At 48.2% G+C, this 22150-nt stretch carries 16 protein-coding genes; 9 read left to right on the top strand and 7 right to left on the bottom strand.

Annotated features, from left to right (window positions below):
* The first annotated feature begins 34 nt into the window (after positions 1-34).
* From AC4BAN_RS15235 to AC4BAN_RS15220, 4 genes are all read left to right on the top strand, one after another.
* Positions 35-598 carry a plastocyanin/azurin family copper-binding protein gene (locus AC4BAN_RS15235; protein WP_490565271.1) on the top strand — a complete coding sequence of 188 codons (564 nt, stop codon included), beginning with the start codon at positions 35-37 and terminating at the stop codon, positions 596-598.
* A 507-nt stretch (positions 599-1105) separates the two neighbouring features.
* Entirely contained in the window at positions 1106-1540 is a 435-nt protein-coding gene (locus AC4BAN_RS15230; protein WP_490565270.1) for a helix-turn-helix transcriptional regulator, read from the top strand.
* Positions 1541-1659: 119 nt separating this feature from the next.
* On the top strand, positions 1660-3003 hold the full coding sequence (locus AC4BAN_RS15225) for a DUF2254 domain-containing protein (RefSeq protein ID WP_490565269.1): 1344 nt from the start codon (positions 1660-1662) through the stop codon (positions 3001-3003).
* Positions 3004-3104: 101 nt separating this feature from the next.
* Positions 3105-3920 carry an ion transporter gene (locus AC4BAN_RS15220; RefSeq protein WP_490565268.1) on the top strand — a complete coding sequence of 272 codons (816 nt, stop codon included), beginning with the start codon at positions 3105-3107 and terminating at the stop codon, positions 3918-3920.
* Here the strand turns inward: AC4BAN_RS15220 and alr are convergent, their stop codons facing one another.
* The 5 genes from alr to AC4BAN_RS15195 all read right to left on the bottom strand — a co-directional run bounded on the left by alr (position 3921) and on the right by AC4BAN_RS15195 (position 12914).
* Positions 3921-5072, bottom strand: coding sequence for an alanine racemase (gene alr, locus AC4BAN_RS15215; RefSeq protein ID WP_490565267.1), 1152 nt, complete (start codon positions 5070-5072; stop codon positions 3921-3923).
* A gap of 6 nt (positions 5073-5078) precedes the next feature.
* On the bottom strand, positions 5079-6236 hold the full coding sequence (locus AC4BAN_RS15210) for an amidohydrolase (protein ID WP_490565266.1): 1158 nt from the start codon (positions 6234-6236) through the stop codon (positions 5079-5081).
* Positions 6237-6327: 91 nt separating this feature from the next.
* A complete protein-coding gene (locus AC4BAN_RS15205) occupies positions 6328-10275 on the bottom strand; it encodes a PAS domain S-box protein (RefSeq protein ID WP_490565265.1) in 3948 nt (1315 codons plus the stop codon).
* A gap of 85 nt (positions 10276-10360) precedes the next feature.
* On the bottom strand, positions 10361-11719 hold the full coding sequence (locus AC4BAN_RS15200; RefSeq protein ID WP_490565264.1) for a sigma-54-dependent transcriptional regulator: 1359 nt from the start codon (positions 11717-11719) through the stop codon (positions 10361-10363).
* A 358-nt stretch (positions 11720-12077) separates the two neighbouring features.
* The gene (locus AC4BAN_RS15195; RefSeq protein ID WP_490565263.1) at positions 12078-12914 is read right to left on the bottom strand and encodes a DUF1206 domain-containing protein; all 837 of its coding nucleotides are present in this window, start codon (positions 12912-12914) and stop codon (positions 12078-12080) included.
* Between the two features lie 199 nt (positions 12915-13113).
* On the opposite strand from AC4BAN_RS15195, the gene AC4BAN_RS15190 reads away from it, so the two are divergent.
* Positions 13114-13698 (top strand): DUF4136 domain-containing protein, encoded by a 585-nt coding sequence (locus AC4BAN_RS15190; protein WP_490565262.1) that lies wholly within the window; start codon positions 13114-13116, stop codon positions 13696-13698.
* A 9-nt stretch (positions 13699-13707) separates the two neighbouring features.
* Here the strand turns inward: AC4BAN_RS15190 and AC4BAN_RS15185 are convergent, their stop codons facing one another.
* Positions 13708-15705, bottom strand: a complete 1998-nt coding sequence (locus AC4BAN_RS15185; protein WP_490565261.1) for a monovalent cation:proton antiporter family protein — start codon at positions 15703-15705, stop codon at positions 13708-13710.
* Positions 15706-15808: 103 nt separating this feature from the next.
* Positions 15809-16468, bottom strand: a complete 660-nt coding sequence (locus AC4BAN_RS15180) for an HD domain-containing protein (RefSeq protein ID WP_490565260.1) — start codon at positions 16466-16468, stop codon at positions 15809-15811.
* A gap of 192 nt (positions 16469-16660) precedes the next feature.
* Here AC4BAN_RS15180 and AC4BAN_RS15175 point away from each other — a divergent pair, with 192 nt between their 5' ends.
* The 4 genes from AC4BAN_RS15175 to fcl all read left to right on the top strand — a co-directional run bounded on the left by AC4BAN_RS15175 (position 16661) and on the right by fcl (position 22009).
* A complete protein-coding gene (locus AC4BAN_RS15175) occupies positions 16661-17485 on the top strand; it encodes a DUF481 domain-containing protein (protein ID WP_490565259.1) in 825 nt (274 codons plus the stop codon).
* 128 nt (positions 17486-17613) lie between these two features.
* The gene (locus AC4BAN_RS15170; protein WP_490565258.1) at positions 17614-18402 is read left to right on the top strand and encodes a polysaccharide biosynthesis/export family protein; all 789 of its coding nucleotides are present in this window, start codon (positions 17614-17616) and stop codon (positions 18400-18402) included.
* A 20-nt stretch (positions 18403-18422) separates the two neighbouring features.
* Entirely contained in the window at positions 18423-20807 is a 2385-nt protein-coding gene (locus AC4BAN_RS15165; protein WP_490565257.1) for a polysaccharide biosynthesis tyrosine autokinase, read from the top strand.
* Between the two features lie 266 nt (positions 20808-21073).
* Positions 21074-22009 (top strand): GDP-L-fucose synthase, encoded by a 936-nt coding sequence (gene fcl / locus AC4BAN_RS15160; protein WP_490565256.1) that lies wholly within the window; start codon positions 21074-21076, stop codon positions 22007-22009.
* The last annotated feature ends 141 nt before the right edge of the window (positions 22010-22150 follow it).

Here is a 22150-nt window from a genome sequence, read left to right as displayed (position 1 = left end):
GCATGCTGCCTCACCCTACAACATTAATCAGAAAATGAAAAGATTCTTGCAACTCTGTGTTTTTTGCCTCCCCTTGCTTTTAACCGGCTGTTTTCAGAAGGCTAATGAGGACAGGGATGTAGATACCATTACGGACTCCGAAACAGCAACTGCTGCCAGTGCCCCCACTGTGGAGGCGGCAGATACCACCCTGCAGCCGATTGTGGAAATTACGCTGCATGCCCTTGGGAATAGCATCGAAGAAATGGCCTTTGACCAGGACACGATTCAGGCGCAGGCCGGGGCGCTGGTCAGGCTTACTTTCGTAAACGAGGGCGTGGATCCATCCATGATTCACAATGTAGTATTCACGCAGCCTGGTAAGTATAAACTGGTGGCGCTTGCCGGCGCCAAAGTAGGGGCCCCGGGGAATTATGTGCCCAACAGCCCCATCGTAATTGCGGCTTCGCCACTGGCCCTTCCGGGGCAGACAGTTGAGATGGAGTTTACTGCTCCCAACATTCCAAACTCCTATGATTTTGTGTGTACATACCCTGGGCACTGGGAAAAGATGAATGGGGTTTTGATTGTGAAGCCGATGGAAGCTCACATTGAATAGTGCAAAATAAAAGAAACTGAAGCTGTTCTAAAATAAGGAGATTATAGAACCAGATTATTTGTCAGCTTGTAAACTTAAAATCAGTAACCTTTCCTTCCCGCAAGTTTAGCACATAATCATCTAAACAACACTCAGGTAAGCCATTGTGGATAACTCGTTTTATCCACAATGGCTTTTTTTGTTGCTGCCATTGTGGCAGGCATGGCTAGAAGCACGTAAGCTTCTGAAGTTTTAAAAGCCAGGCTGTAGGTTTGGATGAAGAACATAAAAGAATAATTAGCAGATTATGAAACACTTATTTAGCTGTTTACAAATGTATATACAAATGTATACAGTTTTAGAGTCTGCTAAATTAAATTTTATTAAATCACTGTAAATAAGATAATTGTGCATGATAGGCAAAGTTTAACTTTAGGTGTATTATGGGGTTTTATAAATTAATGAAACATCCTGTTACTTCATGTGCTACATTTGTTTATCTTGTAAAAAGCAAACACACGTAAGTACATGGTAGAAAGGATTCGACAGTTGATGGAGTACAAAGACTATACTTCCACTCAATTCGCTGATACAGTGGAGGTGCCCCGCGCAGTTATCAGTCACATTATCAGTGGTAGAAACAAACCTAGCCTGGATGTGGTCATTCGAATCCTGTCGTCTTTTCCGGAAGTCAATAAAGACTGGATGCTGTTGGGAGAAGGGGGGATGCTAAAAGAGTTAGTAACAAATGTGCCAGACTCCGTAAAGACGGACGCCCCCGCTGACGCTCCCATTCATAGGGGTAACCACTCTGATGACTTGACAGGTTCTCATCAAAAAGTGCTAAAAGCTGATGTGCCCTTAATTCCTCCGGTAACACCGGAAAAGGCCGGCGTGCGTGTGGAGCAGGTCATGATATTTTATACGGACAAAACCTTCGTTTCTTATACTCCCCAATCCTGAATGGTTATTCCTCAATAACTGCTGATGCCGGATTGTGTGAAATGCTGAAACCTTAAAACCTATAAAGCCAGGTGTGAGTACATTGGCTCAGCAAGCTTCTTGTCAAATTATCGTTCCCTATGGAAAAAATTAAGAGTCGGTTAAAATTTGCTTACAATTATATTGTAAACAGCATCGGTTTTTACCCCACCCTCATATCCCTCTTCTTCTTCGCCTTTGCGCTTTTTATGCTATACCTGGAGTCGGCAGGGCTGAGCTCCCGATTCAAGGATAACCTGCCGTTCATGATTATCACCAACGGTGCCACGGCCAGGCTTATCCTGAGTTCTATCACCACAGGAATTATCTCCCTTACTGTTTTTAGCTTTACTATGGTCATGCTGGTGCTAAACCAGGCCAGTGCCAATTTCACCCCCCGCGTTATACCCGGTTTAATTTCCTACAAGTCAAACCAACGGGTGCTGGGTGTTTTTCTGGGTGTTTTGATCTACACGCTGGTGATCATGGTGAATGTACGGGCTGAGTATTATAACATTGACCTTCCGGGCTTTTCCATTTTCCTGGATATGTGCTTTACCATCCTGTGTCTGGGCTTCTTTGTGTATTTCATTCACTCGATCTCTCAGTCTATTCAGATAGAAAGTATTCTGGAAAGCATTTTTAATGTAACCAGCCAAAAAATAAAGGATGAGCTTGAAGAGAATCGAAGTACTGTGGTTCCTAATGTCTTTGTGACAAACACCACATGGTTTTTACTGGAAAGCCCTCAGACTGGGTATATACAAAGCCTGAATGACAAAGCGGTTGTCTCGCTTTGCCAAAAGTATGATGTGGTGATCAGCTTTGATCGCCCCTTGGGCTCCTTTCTGGTAAAGGACGTGCCGTTTGCCCGTATCAATAAGCAAATGAAGGATGAGGATGGATTTGCAAAGAAATTTTTTGGATATGTTAATTTTTACAGAGAGGAGCGGCCAGGGGAGAATTATATTTATGGTTTTAAGCACATCACGGAAAGTGCGGTGAAGGCCTTAAGCCCAGGTATTAATGATCCGGGTACTGCGCTCAAAGCAATTGATTACCTGACGGCGCTTTTTGCCCTGCGCATGCAGCTACCCGATGAGAAGATCCTGTACGATGAGAAGGGAGCGGCACGCATTCGCTTTGAACATAACACTTTTGAAACACTTTACTCCATTACCCTAAGCCCAATCAGGCTTTATGGCAAAGCCAGCAGTGTTATTGTGCTCAGCCTACTTTACCTGCTCCGTAGCCTGCTTTTCAGGGTTCAGGAATATGCGCACCTAAAGTCTGTTTTTTATAAGGAAGCCTTGCTTTTACTACATGACGCCGGTGAAAACATCAAGAACCCTGGAGACCGGGAGAAAATAAATGGCCAGGTAAACCAGTTAAATGAAATGGGGATATTGGATAAAAACCTTCCTCGCCTTGCCGTCACCAACTAAGATTTACCAGAACCAGGTGGAAAGGGTTGAGCTGTTTTGGAATAGGCTATGCACGTGTTTTTCCGTATACTGTGCAATAATTTCAAGTACACCCGCAATGTATGGTTGAGCTTAGGGGAAACACGTTTCGCGAGAAACTCTACAAAGTAATATTTGAGGCTGAGACTGCGGGAGGAAAAGCTTTCGATATTGTGCTGCTTATCCTCATCTTAGGCAGTGTCACGATTGTATCGCTGGAGAGTATTGTGGAGTTGCGCAACAAGCATTTATTCCTTTTCCAATCCCTGGAATGGGGCTTTACCTTATTGTTTACACTGGAATTTTTCCTGCGTATTTACAGCACCCCCAAACCCTTTAAGTATATCTTTTCCTTTTTTGGTATTGTCGATGTACTCTCCATAGTACCTACCTATTTAAGTCTGTTTATACTTGGATCACAATACCTGCTGGTGGTCAGGGTTTTACGTTTGCTGCGTATTGCGCGTATTTTCAAGCTGACCCGTTTTATTAACGAAGGCCAGGTACTAACCAATGCCCTGAGAGCCAGTATTACCAAAATACTGGTGTTTGTGGGCACTGTGCTGACCATTGTGGTGATCGTGGGGTCTGTGATGTACATCATTGAAGGAGCCGAAAGCGGTTTCACAAGTATACCTACCAGTATTTACTGGACCATTGTAACGCTGACCACCGTGGGTTATGGCGACATTGCGCCACAAACACCGCTCGGGCAGGTGCTGGCCAGCTTTATCATGATCATGGGCTACGGCATCATTGCCGTGCCTACGGGTATAGTGTCCGTCGAGCTGGCCCGATCAGAAAGGGAGACAGCGGCTACCCGCATCTGCCCGAACTGCCATAAGGAAGGACACCCGGCAAATGCCAATTTCTGTTTTAACTGCGGCTATAAACTGTAGCTAATTCACTATCAGGCGCGGGATATTGGTGGGGAGGCGTGTGAGGAGTTCATAGTTCAGCTGCGTACTGAGCTCACCAAATGAGTTGACCGTAATACTCTGGTCTTGTTGCGTTCCCAAAAGCACCACTTCATCAAGCTTCTGCACGCAAGGGATGTTGGTGACATCCACCATCATCACGTTCATGTTCACGATGCCCACCACGGCAGCCCTTTTTCCTTTGATCAGCACCTGCCCCTGGTTGCTCAGGCTGCGGCTATAGCCCCAGGAGTAACCAACCGGGATGATTGCCAGCAGCATATCGCTGGCGGCCTGGTAAGACGTGCCGTACCCGATAAAATCACCCTGAGCCACTGATTTAATGCTCATCACACGGCTTTTCCAGGTGATTAGCCTTCGCAGCGGATCAGTTTTATCCTCCTGCTGGCTAATGTATTGCCTGTACGTTTCCGGGCTCGGCCAGAAGCCGTATTGCATGATGCCAATGCGCACCATATCCATACGGCTCTCGGGGTAGCTGATCATGGCGGCTGAGCAGGCTGTGTGCTGCTGGTTCGGGCTTAGGTTCTGCAACTGCAGCTGGCGCTGCATTTGTTTGTACTTTTTTAACTGCGCCATCACCCTGTCGTGGTTCTGCATACTTTCTGCGCCTGCAAAATGCGTGCAAAGGCCCTGAAGAATAACGTGATCCCGGTTTTTATGTAAAAGAGAGGTTACCTGCTCCAAAGCACCTTTATCGAAACCGGTGCGGTTCATCCCGGTTTCAAGCTCTACATGTATCTTTGCCTTTTTACCCAGTTTTCTGGCTGTTTTTGCTGCCTCCTGTAACCTGTCTGGCTCAAAAACAAAGAACTCCACTTCATTTTGTATCGCCCACTCCAATTCGGGGTTGTCAATATAACCCATGATCATGATCTTGGCGGGTTGAGGTAAGGCTTCTACCAGGCGGCTGGCTTCATCGGCGCTGAAAAGGGAGAAATGGCCCACTCCACATTCCTGCGCAATACGGCCGAACTGCTCAATGCCATGTCCGTAGGCGTTGCCTTTTATTACGGAGGAGAACTGCACCTGTGGCCCGATCTCTTTCTGGATGAAGTTAATGTTATGTTGAAGCGCTGATTTACTTATTTCTATATAAGAGCTATGAAGCATAGGTGTTTATCGATTCAGTATTTGCTGGGCGATGGCATAAAAAAGCGCGCTTCCGGTCGGGAGCAGGGCATCCGGAAAATCATAGTCCGAGTGATGCAGTTGCGGCTGTGCGGTACCGGAACCTAATCCAAAGAATGCCCCCGGGTACAGGTGCGTAAAATGGCCAAAGTCTTCTGACCACCTGAAAGGGTGTACGGCTTCCTCCACTTCAAGTTGAAGACTTTGCGCGGCCTCGCGCACAACCTCCACCTGGGCATCGTGGTTCACAGTGGCCGGAAACTCTTCTACGTAACGTATCGCTAGTCCTAGCTTATACTTGTGGGCAATAGCCTCGGCCCCTGCAGTGGTCAATTCTTTCAATAGCTGCAGGTCGGTGGGCTGATAGGAGCGTAGGGTAGCCATCACGGTGGCAAACCCGGGGTTGGTTCCAAAGGCGATCTCGCCAAGTCGGGCATGGATCACGGTAAGCAGGGCCAGGTCCTGGAACTGCTTCTTGTCTTGGGCTATTTCCTGAAAACAAAGTAGAAGTTCCGCCATGGCTGCCCCCGGGTTCACACCGTTCTCGGGCTCTGCCGCATGCGACGATTTACCTTCCAACTCCACGATCATGCCTGTAGAGGCCGCTGCGAATACATCTTTGCGAAGGACCACCCGGTGCAGGGGCACGCCGGGTAAATTGTGCAGGGCAAAAACATAAGCAGGGGCGATTTCCTCAAACCTGGGGTCCTGTAACACCTGCCAGGCCCCGGCACCGGTTTCTTCGGCAGGCTGGAAAAGCAAGATCACTTTGCCAGTATCAGGTTCCTGACTTTGAAGCAGCAAGGCAAGCCCGGCAAGTATGGCCATGTGGCCGTCATGGCCACAGCTGTGCGCAATTCCATTTTCCTGCGAGGCATGCGCCAGGGCACTTGTTTCAGCTATGGGTAGCGCGTCTAGCTCAGCCCTGAACAGAATGGTGGGCCCGGTTGCCACTCTACCGTTAAAAACGGCTGCCACGCCCGTCCCCCCCAATCCGGTCAATATAGCGTCCGGCTCAAACTGTTTCAGGAATGCTACAATGTTATTGGCTGTTACATGCTCTTTTCCTGAAAGTTCAGGAGAGCGGTGTAAAGACTGCCGTAAAGCGGTGATCGCCGTAAAATCAATTGAACTGGTTTGCTGCATCTTAAACGTGCTTTTAGCTGGTTTACCTGAAGGTACGCAAACTATGGCAACGGGTAAACAATGCGAGGGGCAATCAGACTCGGGAGTTAACTTAAAGTTCGGCCTTTATTTCTGTGATAACCTGCGCCATAACCGTCTGCAGGTAGGCAATACGATCATGGATCGACTCCAGGTTCGCCTGGCTTTTTGCATCCGCTTCAATTTCCCGCACTACGGCACGCAGTCTCTCAATGCGCATGGTATCAATCGTGGATTTCAGTTTATGTGAGGCGGCACTTACCCCTTGCCAGTCAGAAAGCAATCTTTTCTGCTCCAGGTCGTCAAGGGTTTGCGGCACAGTTTGTATAAAGAGTGTCTTGGTTTTCTTTATAAAAGCTTCGTTGCCCCTCGACATCTTATGCAAGATGCTTAGGTCGTATAAGGGGGTTTCATGGTTCTCGGCGTGCTCTTGGGTAAGGGTATCGGGCGCTGTTTTCATTTCCAGTATTTTATGGGGAAGTAAGGAGGCTATTTTGGTGAAAAGTTTTTCCTCCTCGAATGGTTTCGATATATAGGCGTTCATGCCTACGCCGATATACTTTTCTGCATCGCCTTTAAAAGCATTGGCCGTTAAGGCAATAATAGGGGTGGAGGCCTTGGTCGTATCCTGATGGGAGCGGATGACGCGCGTAGCATCTATGCCACTCATTTCGGGCATCTGGATGTCCATTAGGATTAGGTCATAGAAGTTCCGGTTTACCATCTCAACTGCTTCGCGTCCGTTTACAGCAACATCCACTTTAAAATTCCAGCCCTCCAAAATGGATTTAGCCAGGAAAACGTTTATTTCATTATCCTCAGCCAATAGAATTTGTATGTTTCGGAGGCTGCTGAAATCAATTGTTTCTTTTTTGGGCGCCAGGCTCTCCTTGCCTACATACTTCTTATAAGTGAGCAAAACCTTAAAACAACTGCCACTGCCCTCCGTACTTTCCACCCATATCTTACCACCCTGCATCTCCACCAGGTTTTTACTGATGTTAAGGCCCAGGCCCGTTCCTCCGTATTTTCTGGTTGTGCTGGAATAAGCCTGTGTGAAACCATCAAAAATATATTCCTGTTTGTCCTGTGGTATGCCAATCCCGGAATCTGTAACCGAGAACTCTATCGTAAGCTGCGTGCTATCCTCTTCCACCAGGGTACTCTGTAGCGTAATAGTGCCCGCCTCTGTAAATTTAATAGCGTTCGTAAGCAGGTTAAGCAAAACCTGATTGAGCCTGTAAGGATCGCCGGTTAACATAGCGTTTTCTACCTCAAGGGGTTTCTCTACATAAATCAACTCCTTTTCCTCGGCTTTGTAAATAAGCGTCTGATATGCTGCTTTCACAGTCTCAACGATGTTGAAGGGAATTTCCTCTAACTCTATTTTGCCGGCCTCTATTTTGGCAACGTCCAGAATGTCGTTGATGATTACCAGCAAATTGTCTGCGGACTGGCGAATGATCTTCAGGTAGTTTTGCTGTAAAGGGTTGAGTTCGCTTTTGCTCAGAAGCCCGGCCATGCCCAGAATTCCATTCATTGGGGTGCGTATCTCGTGGCTCATGTTGGCCAGGAAATTCTCCTTTACGCGCGCAGACTCTTCAGCCGCCTCTTTTGCCTGCTTCAACTCCATCTCGTTGCGCAGCCGCTCCGAGATATCCTGGGCAATGGCAATGATGTACGGGGCTGAGCCAGGTTCTTCCACCTTGTAGTTTTTATATAAAAGCGAACGCACCTCCTGTGCTTTGTTGTAGACCCTGAGTACCCCTTCCATTAGATTTCTGTTCCGGAACTCATTCAGGTATAGGTTAAAGTTCTTTTTATGCTCTTCAGGTATAAACGACTGCAGGTTATTGCCAACCATCTCTTCTGCTGTATAGCCAAGCATCTCCAGCACATGTGGGTTCACAGAAAGGATACGGCCATCCATGTCGTGCGAGCAAATGAACGCCTGGCTGTAATTAATAAGCTCCCGGTATTTGCGCTCGCTAAAGCGCAACGCCTCGCCAACATGCTTTCGTTGCGTAATGTCGCGGGAGGAGGACTGTAGCTTAACAATCTCCCCATCCTGATCCAACAGGGGTTTTAAAATTGATTCGATCCAGAGGTGTTCGCCAGATTTTTTGACTACCCTATACTCTATCACCAGGTTGGTATTCTCTCGGATGGCTTTTAATTGGCCGTTTTCAACCACATCCGCCAGGTCGTCGGGGTGTATCACCAGGGCTGGGGAGTTACCCTCCAGTTCACTGGGCTCAAACCCGAGCATTTCTTTCACGCCTTTCGACACGTACAGATACGTGCCATCCAGGTCGTGCAGGCAGATCAGGTCGCGGGAGTTCTCTGAAAGCAGGCGGTGCATTTCCTCACTCTCCTGCAGCTGTTGCTTCGCGCTGCGCTGTTCCGTTATATCAGTGGCAATGCCAAGCACATGCACTTGTCCGTCAGCAGTAACCAGGGGCTTGCGAATGGTGCTGAACCACATCTCCGCTCCCTGCAGATCGGTAAATCGTTCCTGCACCACTATCTCCCTCTTCTCCCGGATCACCTGCTGGTCAATTTCCAGGTAGAAGTCTACCTGCGAAGGCACAGGATGAATAGCACGAATGTTAGTACCTATGATATCGTCTACTGTTTTCCCGAATAGCTTAGCGAACTCTTCGTTCACGAGCTTAAAGTTACCATGTCCGTCTTTCACAAAGATCAGGCTCGGACTGGTTTCCATCACTTGCTTTATGAACTCGTTTTTCTCCTTTACCTCCAGGGCTGCCTTCCTTTCTACGGTGGTGTCTCGAATAATGGTAAGCACCTGATCGGTGTTATACTTTACGATACGGCCCTCAAAATGGCGGATTTCCGTTTCGATTTCTAACTCATATTCCAGCTTTTCGTAATGCCCGGTTGTTAACACCCGCTTGATGCTTTGCTCAAACATGGTTAATACCTGAGGCGGTAGTCTGTCGCGTAAATTAGAGCCGATGATTTCATTTTTAGGTGCCAGCATGTATCGGGCATCCTCATTCATCACCTCCAGGTAAATTCCCTGGCTGTCAATGATAAACATCAGATCGGGTATGGCGGCAAGTATGGCCCTGGTCTTCGCCTCGCTTGCTACAATTTCCTCCTGCGCTTTTCTTAGTTCGGTAATATTAAGGCCATGGCCAACTATTAACTGTACTTCGTTGTTAGCGTCAAGGGCGGGGTTTAACCTTCTGATATGGTGGACGGGGTTTCCTTCTTTATCATAGAGTGTCTCCTCAAATTCAATCCTGCACTTTTCCCGCAGTACCCGGTTCAGCTGTTCGTCTCGCTTTGCCATGCGATCCGGAGGTATGCCCCTGTGGGCACTGTACTCTGTGTTGGTCTTCCCTATAATCCACTTTCGCAGGGCTTCATCCTGTATGGCAAACGGGTTCAGGAAAAGGTACTCCAGCTTGTTATTGTATACTGCAACATCTGAGGTAATGTGGTTCAGTACGGTTTCGTAAAATTCCTTTTGCTGCAGCAGCGCCTTACGCTGCTGCCGGAGGCTGGTGACATCCTCGGCTGAGCCAATTATTTGCTTTGGCCTGCCATCAGGGTGCCTGCTGAAAACGCTTTCGCGGCAGAACAGGTTTTTAAGACTGCCATCTTTTGCGCGCACACAATATTCTACCTCGCTCAGGTAATCATCTGGGGCAGACTTCATTTGCATCACCTGATCTTTTATCTTCTGCAGCTCCTCGTCCGTTGCTACCAACGACTGAAACACGTTACCTCCCATGGCGGCGATATCTGTGTCGTTATAGCCCAGCATATGCCTGATCTGCTCGTTCAGGTAGATGCTTTTATTGGCATCAACATCGTAAAGGTAGATGATGCTGGGGATGGTTTGCGCCAGATGCCGGACGAAATCCAGGTACTCACTATGCTGCGCTGTCTTGGACTTCAGCTCTTCTACCAACTGCTCGGCATTGGTCCTGGCTTGCCTCTCGGTATCCAACTGTTTTTTGAGCGCTGCAACCTCTTTAACTAAATCCATCAATTAAGCTTGTACTTGAAAAGCGAACGAGAAGTGACTAGGGCACTCCTGAAATGATTCTTTTAAAGGCACTGACATTCAGCTGTTAGGGCATAGTTAATTCCTTGTTCTGAATCATGCGGTAGATGGTAGATTTACCAATGTCTAATTTTTCGGCCACATAAAGCACGTTATAGTCATACTTCTCCAGGAAGTACTGAATAATTTCAGTGGTATATTCTTTTAAAGAACGCTCTGTAGCCAGAAAATCTTTGTCAGAGTTGTTCGATGTAAAAGTAATGTCCTGCTCCTGAACCACATCCGCGTCTGATAACACAACTGCCAGTTCCACGATGGCTTTTAACTCCCGCACATTTCCAGGGAAGGGGTAGGCGAGCAGCTTCTCATGCGCTTTCTCAGACAGGCTTTTTTTACCCATGCCGTTCTCTTTTGCAAAAGCGTCGGTAAAATGTTTAGCTAGTACCAAAATATCGCTGCCTCGCTCGCGGAGCGGAGGGAGGTGAATGGGCAAACCAAGCAGGCGGTAGTAGAGGTCTTCTCTAAAGTTACCTTTTTTAACTTCCTCCACCAGGTTTTTGTGGGTCGCCACAATGATGCGGACATCAACCGGAACCACCGTATTTCCCCCCACACGGCTAATTTCCTTCTCCTGCAACACGCGCAGCAGTTTGGCCTGCAGGCTGACATCAAGTTCACCTATCTCATCAAGAAAAATAGTGCCTTTATTTGCCTCCTCGAACTTCCCCAATCGCCGGGCCAGCGCACCGGTAAAAGCCCCTTTCTCATGTCCGAACAGTTCACTTTCTATCAGTTCACGGGGAATGGCGGCCACGTTTACGGCTACATACGGAAAGTTCTTTTTAATGCCGTTGTAATGTATCGCCTTGGCAACGAGCTCCTTACCGGTGCCGGTTTCCCCGGTTATCGAAACCGTGATATTGGTTTTAGCGGCTTTATCCATCATGGAGAACACGCGCTTGATAGCCTCGCTGTTGCCGATGATAAGTTTACTGAAATCGTATTTTTGCCCGATCTGCTGCCGAAGTTGCGTTATTTCCTCGCGCAGTGCGGCGTTTTCCCGAATCTTGGTTATAGTATTCCAAAGACGCTCCGGAGTCTCTTCGTCCTTTACAATATAATCGTAAGCGCCTTTTTTCAGTAGGTCTACGGCTGTAGCCACATCCTCCTGCCCGGAGATAATAACAACCTGTGAATCAGGGTTCTGCTCTTTAATGCTCTTTAAAACCTCATCCCCGTTCTTATCTGGCAGCGAGTAATCAACGGTCACCACATCAGGGCGCTCGTACATACTGGCAAGACAATCCTTGGCAGAGTGGAATTTTTTAAGCTCGTAATCCGGATTCAAAGACAAATGATACTCCAGTAACTCACTGTACCAGACATCATCATCGAGAATGAAGATCTTAAAGGGCGTATTTTTCATTGATCTATGTCATGTGCCATAGAGGCCACAACCAAAGATAGTATTTAAAATAATTAGCAAAAAAAATATTTTAGGAGTTGAATGCTGGAGACGCCAGGTGTAGGGCTAAGCTGTTGACAATAAATATATTATGAAGAAATCTTGCGTTGCAGTATAAAACTGAAAAATGTAATATTTATTATATTTTATTTTAAATTAAGTAAGTTAAACCTTTTGGAGACTAAGGTGCATGCCAAGATCAGAAAAGGGAAGGCTGCTTACAGGTGTATAATTGCCCGTGGCACATATAAATAAAAACCCTGCCACAGAACAAATGCTTGCTTCGTGGCAGGGCTATAAAAAGCGGGTGGATATGCTGTCAGCTTACGTTTATAGGTTGGTATTTGGCGCGCATAAACATAAAGATACCATAAAAGAAAAGACCGACCGCCACGGCCCCAAGTAAGTAGGAGCCGAAGGGAGAGCTCTCTAAAAACTGGAAAGCGCTACTGCTGCCGCCAGCCTGCTCGGGGTTGGACTGAAGCGCTGCTTTTAAAAACATGTACCCGATCACGATCCAGACCACACCGCGGGCAACGTAACCAACTTTACCCATCCGGATCATTTTTTCTTCTACATCGTGTTTCAGGCCTGTTTTTTGTACTTTCTTTTTATACTTATCAGAAAGGCCATAATAGATCTGGTACACGCCGGTAGCCATAATGGCCACAGCAACGATGCCGGCAAGCCACTGGCCGAAGGGTTGTTGCAGTAGCTGGCTGGCTAGCGTTTCCCGTGAGCCGCCGCTGCTTCCGCCACCGCCATTACCCAAGGCTATTTTAGCTGCCAGGTAAGCCAGGGCTCCATACACCAGGCCGCTGAAAATGTAGCGTATTCTTTTCCCAATGCCTTTTGCATCATGGCCCTTGTCTTCTGTGTCCCGAATGCCCTGAATAAGGCGCCAGATAGCATAACAGGCAAGGCCAAGCGCCACAATTCCTAATAACCACTTGCCAAGCGGCATATCTTCAATAAACTGGAAGACGCCCTTTTTGCCTGCTCCCTGCGAGGAGCCACTGCCTAGCTCGAAAGCAGCCATAAAAGCCAGAATGCCAACCAGGCAATAAACAATCCCTTTTGCTGTTAGCCCGATCCGGGCAAAGTTTTCGACCCATTGGGGCGGTGGGGCGGGTACGTGAGTAGAAATATCGTCCATAGTTCTATATTTTTTTATCTAGCGTTAATTTCCTTTTCATACACGTAATATAGGTTTTTTGGTTATTTTAAAGTGTTCCGGGGCTTATACTTTTAAATCGATTCTGCAAGTATGCCCGAAACCTGCTACTTTTGGCAGGTAAACATCACCAGCCCGGCTGCAGAAGAGTGGCAGCGGCTGAATAGAATATTAAACCAGCATGAAAACGAGACAACAAGTTTGCTTTTTTTGTTATTTGATGACTTCGCTGCTTTTGAGCGCCTGTGTGGTTACCTCGGGTATCCGGAATATTAATTCCATAACGGCCCCTGGCGCAAACACCAAGCTTTACCGTACTTACAGCTGGTACCAGGACAAGCCGGAAACAGCCGCAACCTACGATAAAGGATACAGTGCCGGCCTGGATGAAAAGGTGAGGCGTGCCATTGAGGCGGAAATGGCGCAAAAAGGATATACCAAAGTGACAGACAAGCCGGATGTGCTGGTGGCCTATGATATTAGTGTATCGGTGCCGGTTGAAAAAGATAATCCTCAAAATTTCTCATCCGGCTTCGGCTACAGCTACGGATATATGCATGGGTACCGCTATGCCTATGGCAACGCGGGACTACCCGGCTATCGTGCCGTAGACCTGTTTAAATCGGGCACCCTGCTCATCGACCTGGTTGACCCGACTACCAACCAGCTGGTATGGCGCGGCTGGACCGAAGGGGCGGTAGAGAATTTTAACGCAGGGTACGGTAAAATACAGCAGCAGGTAGCAGAGGTACTCCAAAAACTATAAGAACTGGTTTTATATATCCGCTTTCAGGTAATTGTTAAAGCGCATCACATCGTCGGGCCTTCCCACTACATAAATAATGTCGCCCTGGTTTATGATGGTGTCCGCATCTATATCCAGTAAAGTGTTGTTGTTTCGCTTGATGGCTACCAGCGTGACACTGAACCTGTTACGAATGTTTGCCTCCAGCAAAGGTTTGTTCACTATCTCTTTGTCATCGGTGTACACGCGGAGGCTGGCCACCTCGATGTCCGGCAGGTCCAGTTCTATGCCGCTCATGTTGTTGGTGCGTCCGGCCATTGTCCGGAGCATATCATAATTATCAGCCCGTATCATTTGCGTAAAAGACTCTATCTGGTCGCGGGGCATCAGGTATTTAGAGAGCACCCGTGTAAATATCTCGATCGAAGTCTCAAATTCCTCCGGTATCACCTCATCGGCTCCAATGCGGTAATTCTCTTCCATCTCCTGTACAAAGCGCGTGCGCACGATCACGTGTACTTTGTCAGTGATCTGGCGAATGCTGGCCACTATGCGCTTGGTTGCCTCCGGGTCGGATATGGCCACCACCACCACCCTGGCCTTATGGATGTTTACGTGCGCCAGTATCATGCTGTGCACGGCGTCGCCATACAGAATGGGCTCACCTAAATGCCGCTCATGACGCACGGTTACAGCGTTCAGTTCAATGATCACATAGGGAATGTGGGCATGTTTGGCGGCACGGGCTACGTTACGACCGTTAATGCCGAAACCAATGATGATGATATGATCATTCAGTTCTGGTAAATCCCCGTGCTCTGCTTTCTGGGCGTTCTCAAAAGGCATCGGGTCCTGCCCGTTACCCATTACTGCGTCTATTTTTGAGGCGATGCGGTGGTAATACTGGATTACAAAGGGGGTGATGGCCATCGTGAGCAGCGACACAGAAAGGAAATATTGATACGTTTGATCGGACAAAAGTCCGCTGGTGATGCCGGTGTTGGAAAGTATAAAGGCAAATTCACCCACCTGGAACAGCGACAGGCCGACAAGTATGGAGACGCGCAAAGGGTACTGTAGAATTCGCGCAGCTACTGTAGCGACGAAGCCTTTAAGCAGAAACGTGATTATTACAAAAAGCAGCACAACAGGCAGGTTTCGTAAGAGGAAGCCAAAATCGAGTAGCATGCCGATCGACACGAAGAAGAAGCTGGTAAATATCTCCCTAAAAGGCAACACATTGCTGGTCGCCTGGTGGCTATACTCCGACTCGGAAATGATAAGCCCGGCCATAAACGCACCCAATGCCAGCGATAAGCCAAGGCTGGATGTGAGCCAGGCCACCGCGAAACAGATCACCACAATGCTTAGAATAAAGAGCTCCTTACTTTTGGTGCGGGCCACCACATACAGCAGTTTCGGAACCAGGTAGCGAGCACTTATCAGCACGAACACGATCACGAAAACACCCTTCAGTGCCATCATGAGCAATTCCCAGCCAATGTTCTGCTGGCCGCCCGCCATCAGCGGCGTCAGGAGCATCATGGGGACTACAACAATATCCTGAAAGATCAGTATTCCCAGAACCACCTTGCCCTGCGGACTGTTGATCTCAGCTTTATCCTGGAGTAGCTTAAGCACTATGGCTGTGCTACTTAATGCAATCAGGAAACCCATGAACACAGCCTCGCCGGTACTGAAATTTAGGAGCAGCATGATGAGTGTGACCAGCCCAATGGTGGCCAGCACCTGGGTAGTGCCCCCCAGCAAAACAGTCCGTTTAATTAGCGCGAGTTGCCGCAGCGAGAACTCCATGCCAATAATGAACAACAGCAGTATAACCCCGATCTCGGCCAGGATCTCTATATCATGCGTGTTGTTGATCAGGCTTAAGCCATGCGGACCTGCAATAACGCCCGTGGCAAGGAAACCCAGAATGGTAGGCAACCGGAACCGCTGGAAAAGCAGGATCACCACCACAGCCAGCCCCAGTATGATCACTACATCTGAAAGTAAAGGTATCTCCATGTTTATTTTTGAATGACGGAACCAGACGTTTAAAATGAAAAATAACCTTATTTATCCCTCTTTTTCAGATTAGGAGGTTTTTAGGCCAGCTTTATGGATGACCTTAACAGGCTCCTTCCCACTCTCGGTAAAACTGCTCCAGGAAATTTTCCATGTACTGGTGTCTCTCTTCAGCCATTTGTATGGCTGTGTTTGTATGCATACGGTCTTTGAGGAGTAAAAGCTTTTCGTAGAAGTGATTGATGGTGGGGGCGGTGCTGGATTTGTAGTCCTGGAACGACGTATGCAGGCTGGGTTTTACGCTTGGGTCGTACATTTCCCGGTTTTTATGCCCCCCGTATGCAAAGGTTCGGGCAATGCCGATGGCCCCGATGGCATCCAGCCGATCCGCGTCCTGTACAATACGCCCCTCCATACTTGGCATGGCCGAAGATGTGCCCGCTCCCTTAAAGGACAAGTCTCGGATGATGTCGCAGACGTGCTGCACCAGCGCTTCCGGTAAGTTATACTTAATAAGCCAGGCTGCAGCCATGCGGGGACCCACGGTTTCATCCCCGTTATGGAACTTATGATCTCCTATGTCATGCAACAGCGCGGCCAGTTGCACTATAAAAAGGTTTGCTGTAGGCTCGTGCCGGGCGATGGCTTTCGCATTTTGCCAGACGCGGTAAACGTGCCACCAGTCGTGCCCCGCGCCTTCGCCGGAAAGCTGTTCTTTTGCATAGTCGGCGGTTTGGGCAATAATTTCTTCGTGTTCCTGCATGGCTGATTTTTTAGGAACCAAAGCTACGCAAATTATAATTTGTTGGCGGAAAGGGGGCATGGTAAAAACCTTTCAAAATACTTTAAACAATGCATTATGGCCCCATTCTACCAGTAGTAGGAAAAGCTGGTTTGAGCTGCCATGTTAAAATCGTAACTTGCGGTTCAGTTTAATTAGCATACTATACCCGAAATGCAGGTAAATTATTTGCACCTTATACTTTCCCTTACGCTAACAATCGCTTTTTTCCCGGCCAGGGCTCAGATCCTTAACATTGAAAGAGCCAGGGCAGACCAGGATACGGTTAACTTTTTTACGGGTAAGGCAGGCCTCAACTTCTCGATGTTTAACCGGAATGCGGGCAAGAATAACCCCAACAATTACCTGCAGCTGACCTTTACCGGCAACCTGGCCTATATTTCGCGGCAGCACAGCTACCTGCTCCTAAACTATTATAACTACCTGCTGGTGAACTACGACTCGGAGGCCCTGCGGAACACGGTGGCCAGTAACGGCTACGCGCACTTTCGGATAAATTTATTCCGACAACGTAAAATATCTTATGAGCTTTTCACCCAGATCCAGAATGACCAGGCAAGAGGACTGGAATTGCGCACCCTGGCTGGTGCAGGCCTTCGGTTTGCGTTACTGCGTACCAACAACGTCAGTGTGAATGCAGGTACCGGGCTGATGCAGGAGCATGAGGAGTGGCGAAACCCGGAGCAGGATGACCAACTTGTGACCTCCGACCTTATTAAATCTACCAATTATGTGAGCGCAAAGGCTAAATGGAGCGAAAACGTAAGTACCGAGGGCATTGTGTATTACCAAACAGGGTATGCCGCTGGCGAACGACTGTGGCGGAACAGGGTGAGTGGCGACGTATCGCTTAACTTTAAACTGAGCAACAAGCTTACTTTCCGCACAAATTTCAGTTGCACCTACGAGGACGAGCCCATCGTGCCAGTCACCCACTTTGTGTATGCCATCTCGAATGGCGTGCAGGTTGCTTTTTAGCTATTCACCATATTATTGATGCTGTTGTAGTAGAAAACAAGATAAAATTCCTAATTTGATCGTTTGGATGCAGGTTAAAGCTTAACTTTAAGCATTCTATCAGCAGTAAATCAGAGAGCACAAACAAAATGCGCAGAGCCCTTATCGCGTTCCAGGTAACCATAGCCCTGTTTATCTTTTCTTCCTGCGTGCCGCAGAAAAAGCTGCTTTTGCTGCAACAGGAATCAACTGTGCGTGACCAGGGGAAGGCCGACGAAGTAGTGAAGACCTTTGAACTGAACCAGGCTGTGTATAAACTCAGGCCAGGTGATGTGATCTCGTTGCAGGTGCAGAGCACCACCCCAAGCGAGTATAATTTCTTCAGCGCTTCTGCTTCTTCCGGCGAGGGTTCGGGCATAAACCCGACGGCGCGGGGCTATAAACTGGATGCCGGCGGAAACATCCTGCTGCCTACGTTGGGGCAGGTCAACCTTTCAGGTCTGAGCCTGGCCGAGGCACGCACCAAACTGACCACCGCCATACGCCCTTACCTCGAAGATCCGAACGTGTTTGTTTCCTTGCTGAACTTCAGGTTCACTATTTTAGGGGAAGTGGGCTCGCAGGGCCAGGTGATAGCCGACCAGGAACAATTGAACCTGTTAGAGGCCATTGCCCTATCCGGTGGCCTGAGTCCGTATGCAAACCGTGGCAAGATCCGGCTGATGCGCTATGAAGGTGATAAGGCGAAGCTGTATACATTTAGTTTGCTCGACGATGACATCATCACGAGCCAGAACTTTTATCTGCAGCCCAATGACATGATCGTGGTGGACCCCTTACCAGCCAAGTACTTTAAGGAAAGCATCATCCCCAGCCTGAGCCTGGCTTTCTCTTTCATTACGGCGGTGACAGTCCTCACCCTACGACTGGCGAACTAAGCTTTTAGACATATTAGATTTTGGAAAAAAAGCCTCCTTTAAAAGAACCCGGACTGGATGTTCAGAAGCTGCTGAACAAGGCGCTGATGCATTGGTATTTTATACTGGCATCGGTGCTGTTGGCTTTGCTGGGAGCCTTTTTGGTGAACCGTTACACCATTCCCCAGTTTGAGGTGCAGTCTACGGTCATGATCAGCAAACCGGTGGATGAAGGAGCCTCTGCCGCGGCTATCCTGTACGGTTCCGAGGTTTTTAAAGGCTCTAAAAGTTTGAGTAACGAGGCCATGGTGCTTAAAACCAAGGCCCTGGCCCTGACCACATTGAAAAAGCTGGACTTTGGTATCAGTTATTACCAGCAAGGCAATGTGAAGCTCACCGAAACGTATCACACATCACCCATACACATACGCGTTGATTCTGCTTCGGCCAATTTGCCCTATGGCGTTTTGTTCCGGGTTGAATTTAGGGATGACAGCACCTTTACCATGGCCACGGAAGATCCGGGGTGGAAGCCCCTGTTCCTGAACAAGTCTTTTAAAGTGGGCAAGGGCTATTCGATCAATGGCTTTAACTTCTCGGTGTTAGCCAAAGGCGATGGCCTGGCCAGCTTCCAGAATGAGATCTTGTTTACCGTGAACAACCTGGAGCAGCTCGCCGGGTATTATGCCTCGGCCCTCGACGTGTCTACCTTGCCGGGCGGAGCATCCGTGATGGCCCTGAAGCTGAATGGCCCGACACCCGCCAAGGACAAGGACTTTCTGAATGCGCACATGCAGACGTATGACGATAACAACCTGGCCATAAAAAACACGAATGCCGTTAATACCCTCAGCTTTATCGATTCGCAGCTGGGGGAGATCAGCGACTCGCTTGCCCTGATCGAAGGCCGCCTCGAAACCCTTAAAAAGAACAACACCGGCCTGGCCATGGGGGCCGCTGCACCAGGAGGAGGGGCAGGAAGTTCGGGAGCCCTGGAACTGGTGCAGAATGAGAAGGCAGCCATCCTGACGAACGACAAGTATTACAAGTACCTTAAAAACTACATCACCAAAGAACTGGAGGTAGAGCATTTGGTTATTCCGTCGAGCCTTGGCATCAACGACCCGATTCTAAACACCCTGATCACTGAACTGATCACGCTGCAGTCTGAGATCAATGTGCTGCAGAAAAATGAGGTGCAGTCTAACCCCCGGCTGATGAACCAGATAAAACGGAAGCAGGACCAGCTGGCCGTTCTGAAAAGCAACATCCTGGAAAGCCTGGCAAGTATAAAAGCCACCAACGACATTGCCCTGCGCGAACTCGATCAGAAAATAGCCCGCACCATGGCTGAGTTAAAGCGCATCCCCACCGAAGAGCGCAAACTGATCAATGTGAAGCGCTTGTTCAGCATCAGCGAAGGGCTTTATGTGTTTCTGATGGAGAAGCGGGCAGAGGCTGGTATAGCCAAAGCAGCCAATACCTCCGATGTCACGATCCTGAGCGATGCCTATGTGGCGCGGCAAACGGCTCCCGACACATCGAAGAACTATTTTACTGCTTTTTTACTGGGCCTTGCATTGCCCCTGGGGCTGATCTTTCTGAAGGAGTTTTTCAACAACAAGATCACCACCATCGAGGACCTTAAGGTGTATACCTCTATTCCGGTGCTGGGCATTGTGGGCCACAACCGGCGCGACAGCAGTAACCTGATCCAGCAAAGCCCGAAGTCAGCTCTGGCAGAGGCTTTCCGAACCGTACGCTCCAACCTTAAGTTTATGGTCGATTCTCCAACCGAGGAGGGCAAGATCATTGTGGTCACCTCTTCTATCAGTGGGGAGGGCAAAACGTTTTCGGCGAAGAATCTGGCGTACATCCTGGCAATATCCGGCGAGCGCACCCTGTTGGTGAACGCCGACATGCGCAAACCCAATAACAACCTCGATTTTGGGGTACAGAGTAATACAGGACTCAGCAATTACCTGGCAGGGCATGCCACCCTCGATGATGTGATCCATATATCGATACAGGAGCATCTGTTTATACTTCCGTCAGGCGAAATTCCACCCAACCCGTCGGAGTTGCTTTTAAACCAAAGGATGAGGTTGTTGGTGCAGGAGCTGAAGAACAGTTTTGACTATATAATTATTGATACCCCACCGGTGGGTATTTTATCCGATGGCATCGAGTTGATGCAGTTAGCGGACGCCAGTATTTTTATGGTGCGCCAGGATTATTCATTAAAGTCGTTTATCCTTAATATACAGCAACAGTATGAGTCTGGCAAAGTAAAGAATACAGCCATACTCTTTAATGATGTGGACTACAAAAAGCTTAATTACGGGTATGGTTACGGCTATGGCTATGGGTATTATGCCGAGGATGAAGAGGAACAGCCCTGGTGGAAGCAACTTAAACGTATATAGTACAAGTTGTTGCTATTATGCAGAATTAGCAGTATAAAATGATAAACTTATTCTGCTTTAAAAGGTATACGAAGGGGTGCTATATAGTGATACTTTAATAAGTTTGATCTGGTACAGTTTACCCACCCCTAACCCCTCCAGGGAGGGGAATTTTACTTGTGTGTGTAATTCCCCTCCCTGGAGGGGTTAGGGGTGGGTTCTATACTTTAAACCATCACGCTGTAGACAAATTAAAGCACTTACATGCTTTTACGATAAAGAAAGATATGGATTTGAATGCAAAAATATATGTAGCAGGACACCGGGGCATGGTGGGTTCTGCTCTAATCAAAAAACTGAAGGAGAAAGGATATGCCCATTTTGTTACGCGAACTTCCTCTGAGCTCGACCTGCGCAACCAGCAGGCTGTTTTTGATTTCTTTGAAGCAGAGAAGCCGGAATATGTGTTTCTGGCGGCTGCCAAAGTAGGAGGGATACAGGCCAATAATACCTACCGGGCTGATTTCCTGTACGATAACCTCATGATCGAGGCTAACATCATCCATGCGGCCCACGTGCACCAGGTGAAAAAGCTACTGTTCCTGGGCTCTTCGTGTATTTACCCAAAGCTGGCACCGCAGCCCCTTAAAGAATCTTATTTACTAACCGGACCGCTGGAGCAGACTAACGAGCCCTATGCCATAGCCAAAATAGCGGGAATTAAACTTTGCGAAGCTTACCGCGACCAGTATGGCAGCAACTTTATCAGCGTAATGCCGACCAACCTCTACGGCTACAACGACAACTACGACCTGAATAATTCGCATGTACTACCGGCACTCATCCGAAAAATTCATGAGGCCAAAGAAAACTCGGATTCCACCGTTACCGTATGGGGCACGGGCAGCCCGATGCGCGAGTTCCTGTTTGCCGACGATCTGGCCGAAGCCTGTCTCTATTTGATGGAGCATTATGAAGGTCGGGAGTTAGTGAACATCGGCACCGGAGAGGATGTATCTATAAAGGAGCTGGCCCTGCTGATCAAAGAGGTGATCGGTTTTGAAGGTGAGTTGGTGTTCGATACCAGCAAGCCCGATGGCACTCCCCGTAAACTAATGGATGTGAGTAAACTACACAGCCTGGGTTTTAAACACAAGATTGAGCTGAGAGAAGGCATCGCCCTGGCATATGCCGACTTCAAACAGAAATACGTAACAGCTTAGTTAGGAAGGTCCCCCTTTGAAGGGGGTAGGGGGATGACAATCGTTCTTAAGTTTTTCTTTAAGATCTTCATGTGTAATCATCCCCCAGCCCCCTTCAAAGGGGGACATACTTGAAAGATAAATAACAATCACGCATTTACT

The sequence above is a fragment of the Pontibacter sp. GD13 genome (assembly GCF_058216355.1).
This window is presented reverse-complemented; position numbering and strand designations above follow the sequence as displayed.

Coding starts and splice junctions, on each gene's coding strand:
- AC4BAN_RS15235 (WP_490565271.1), top strand. CDS start 35: ATGAAAAGATTCTTGCAACTCTGTGTTTTTTGCCTCCCCTTGCTTTTA.
- AC4BAN_RS15230 (WP_490565270.1), top strand. CDS start 1,106: ATGGTAGAAAGGATTCGACAGTTGATGGAGTACAAAGACTATACTTCC.
- AC4BAN_RS15225 (WP_490565269.1), top strand. CDS start 1,660: ATGGAAAAAATTAAGAGTCGGTTAAAATTTGCTTACAATTATATTGTA.
- AC4BAN_RS15220 (WP_490565268.1), top strand. CDS start 3,105: ATGGTTGAGCTTAGGGGAAACACGTTTCGCGAGAAACTCTACAAAGTA.
- alr (WP_490565267.1), bottom strand. CDS start 5,072: ATGCTTCATAGCTCTTATATAGAAATAAGTAAATCAGCGCTTCAACAT.
- AC4BAN_RS15210 (WP_490565266.1), bottom strand. CDS start 6,236: ATGCAGCAAACCAGTTCAATTGATTTTACGGCGATCACCGCTTTACGG.
- AC4BAN_RS15205 (WP_490565265.1), bottom strand. CDS start 10,275: ATGGATTTAGTTAAAGAGGTTGCAGCGCTCAAAAAACAGTTGGATACC.
- AC4BAN_RS15200 (WP_490565264.1), bottom strand. CDS start 11,719: ATGAAAAATACGCCCTTTAAGATCTTCATTCTCGATGATGATGTCTGG.
- AC4BAN_RS15195 (WP_490565263.1), bottom strand. CDS start 12,914: ATGGACGATATTTCTACTCACGTACCCGCCCCACCGCCCCAATGGGTC.
- AC4BAN_RS15190 (WP_490565262.1), top strand. CDS start 13,114: ATGAAAACGAGACAACAAGTTTGCTTTTTTTGTTATTTGATGACTTCG.
- AC4BAN_RS15185 (WP_490565261.1), bottom strand. CDS start 15,705: ATGGAGATACCTTTACTTTCAGATGTAGTGATCATACTGGGGCTGGCT.
- AC4BAN_RS15180 (WP_490565260.1), bottom strand. CDS start 16,468: ATGCAGGAACACGAAGAAATTATTGCCCAAACCGCCGACTATGCAAAA.
- AC4BAN_RS15175 (WP_490565259.1), top strand. CDS start 16,661: ATGCAGGTAAATTATTTGCACCTTATACTTTCCCTTACGCTAACAATC.
- AC4BAN_RS15170 (WP_490565258.1), top strand. CDS start 17,614: ATGCGCAGAGCCCTTATCGCGTTCCAGGTAACCATAGCCCTGTTTATC.
- fcl (WP_490565256.1), top strand. CDS start 21,074: ATGGATTTGAATGCAAAAATATATGTAGCAGGACACCGGGGCATGGTG.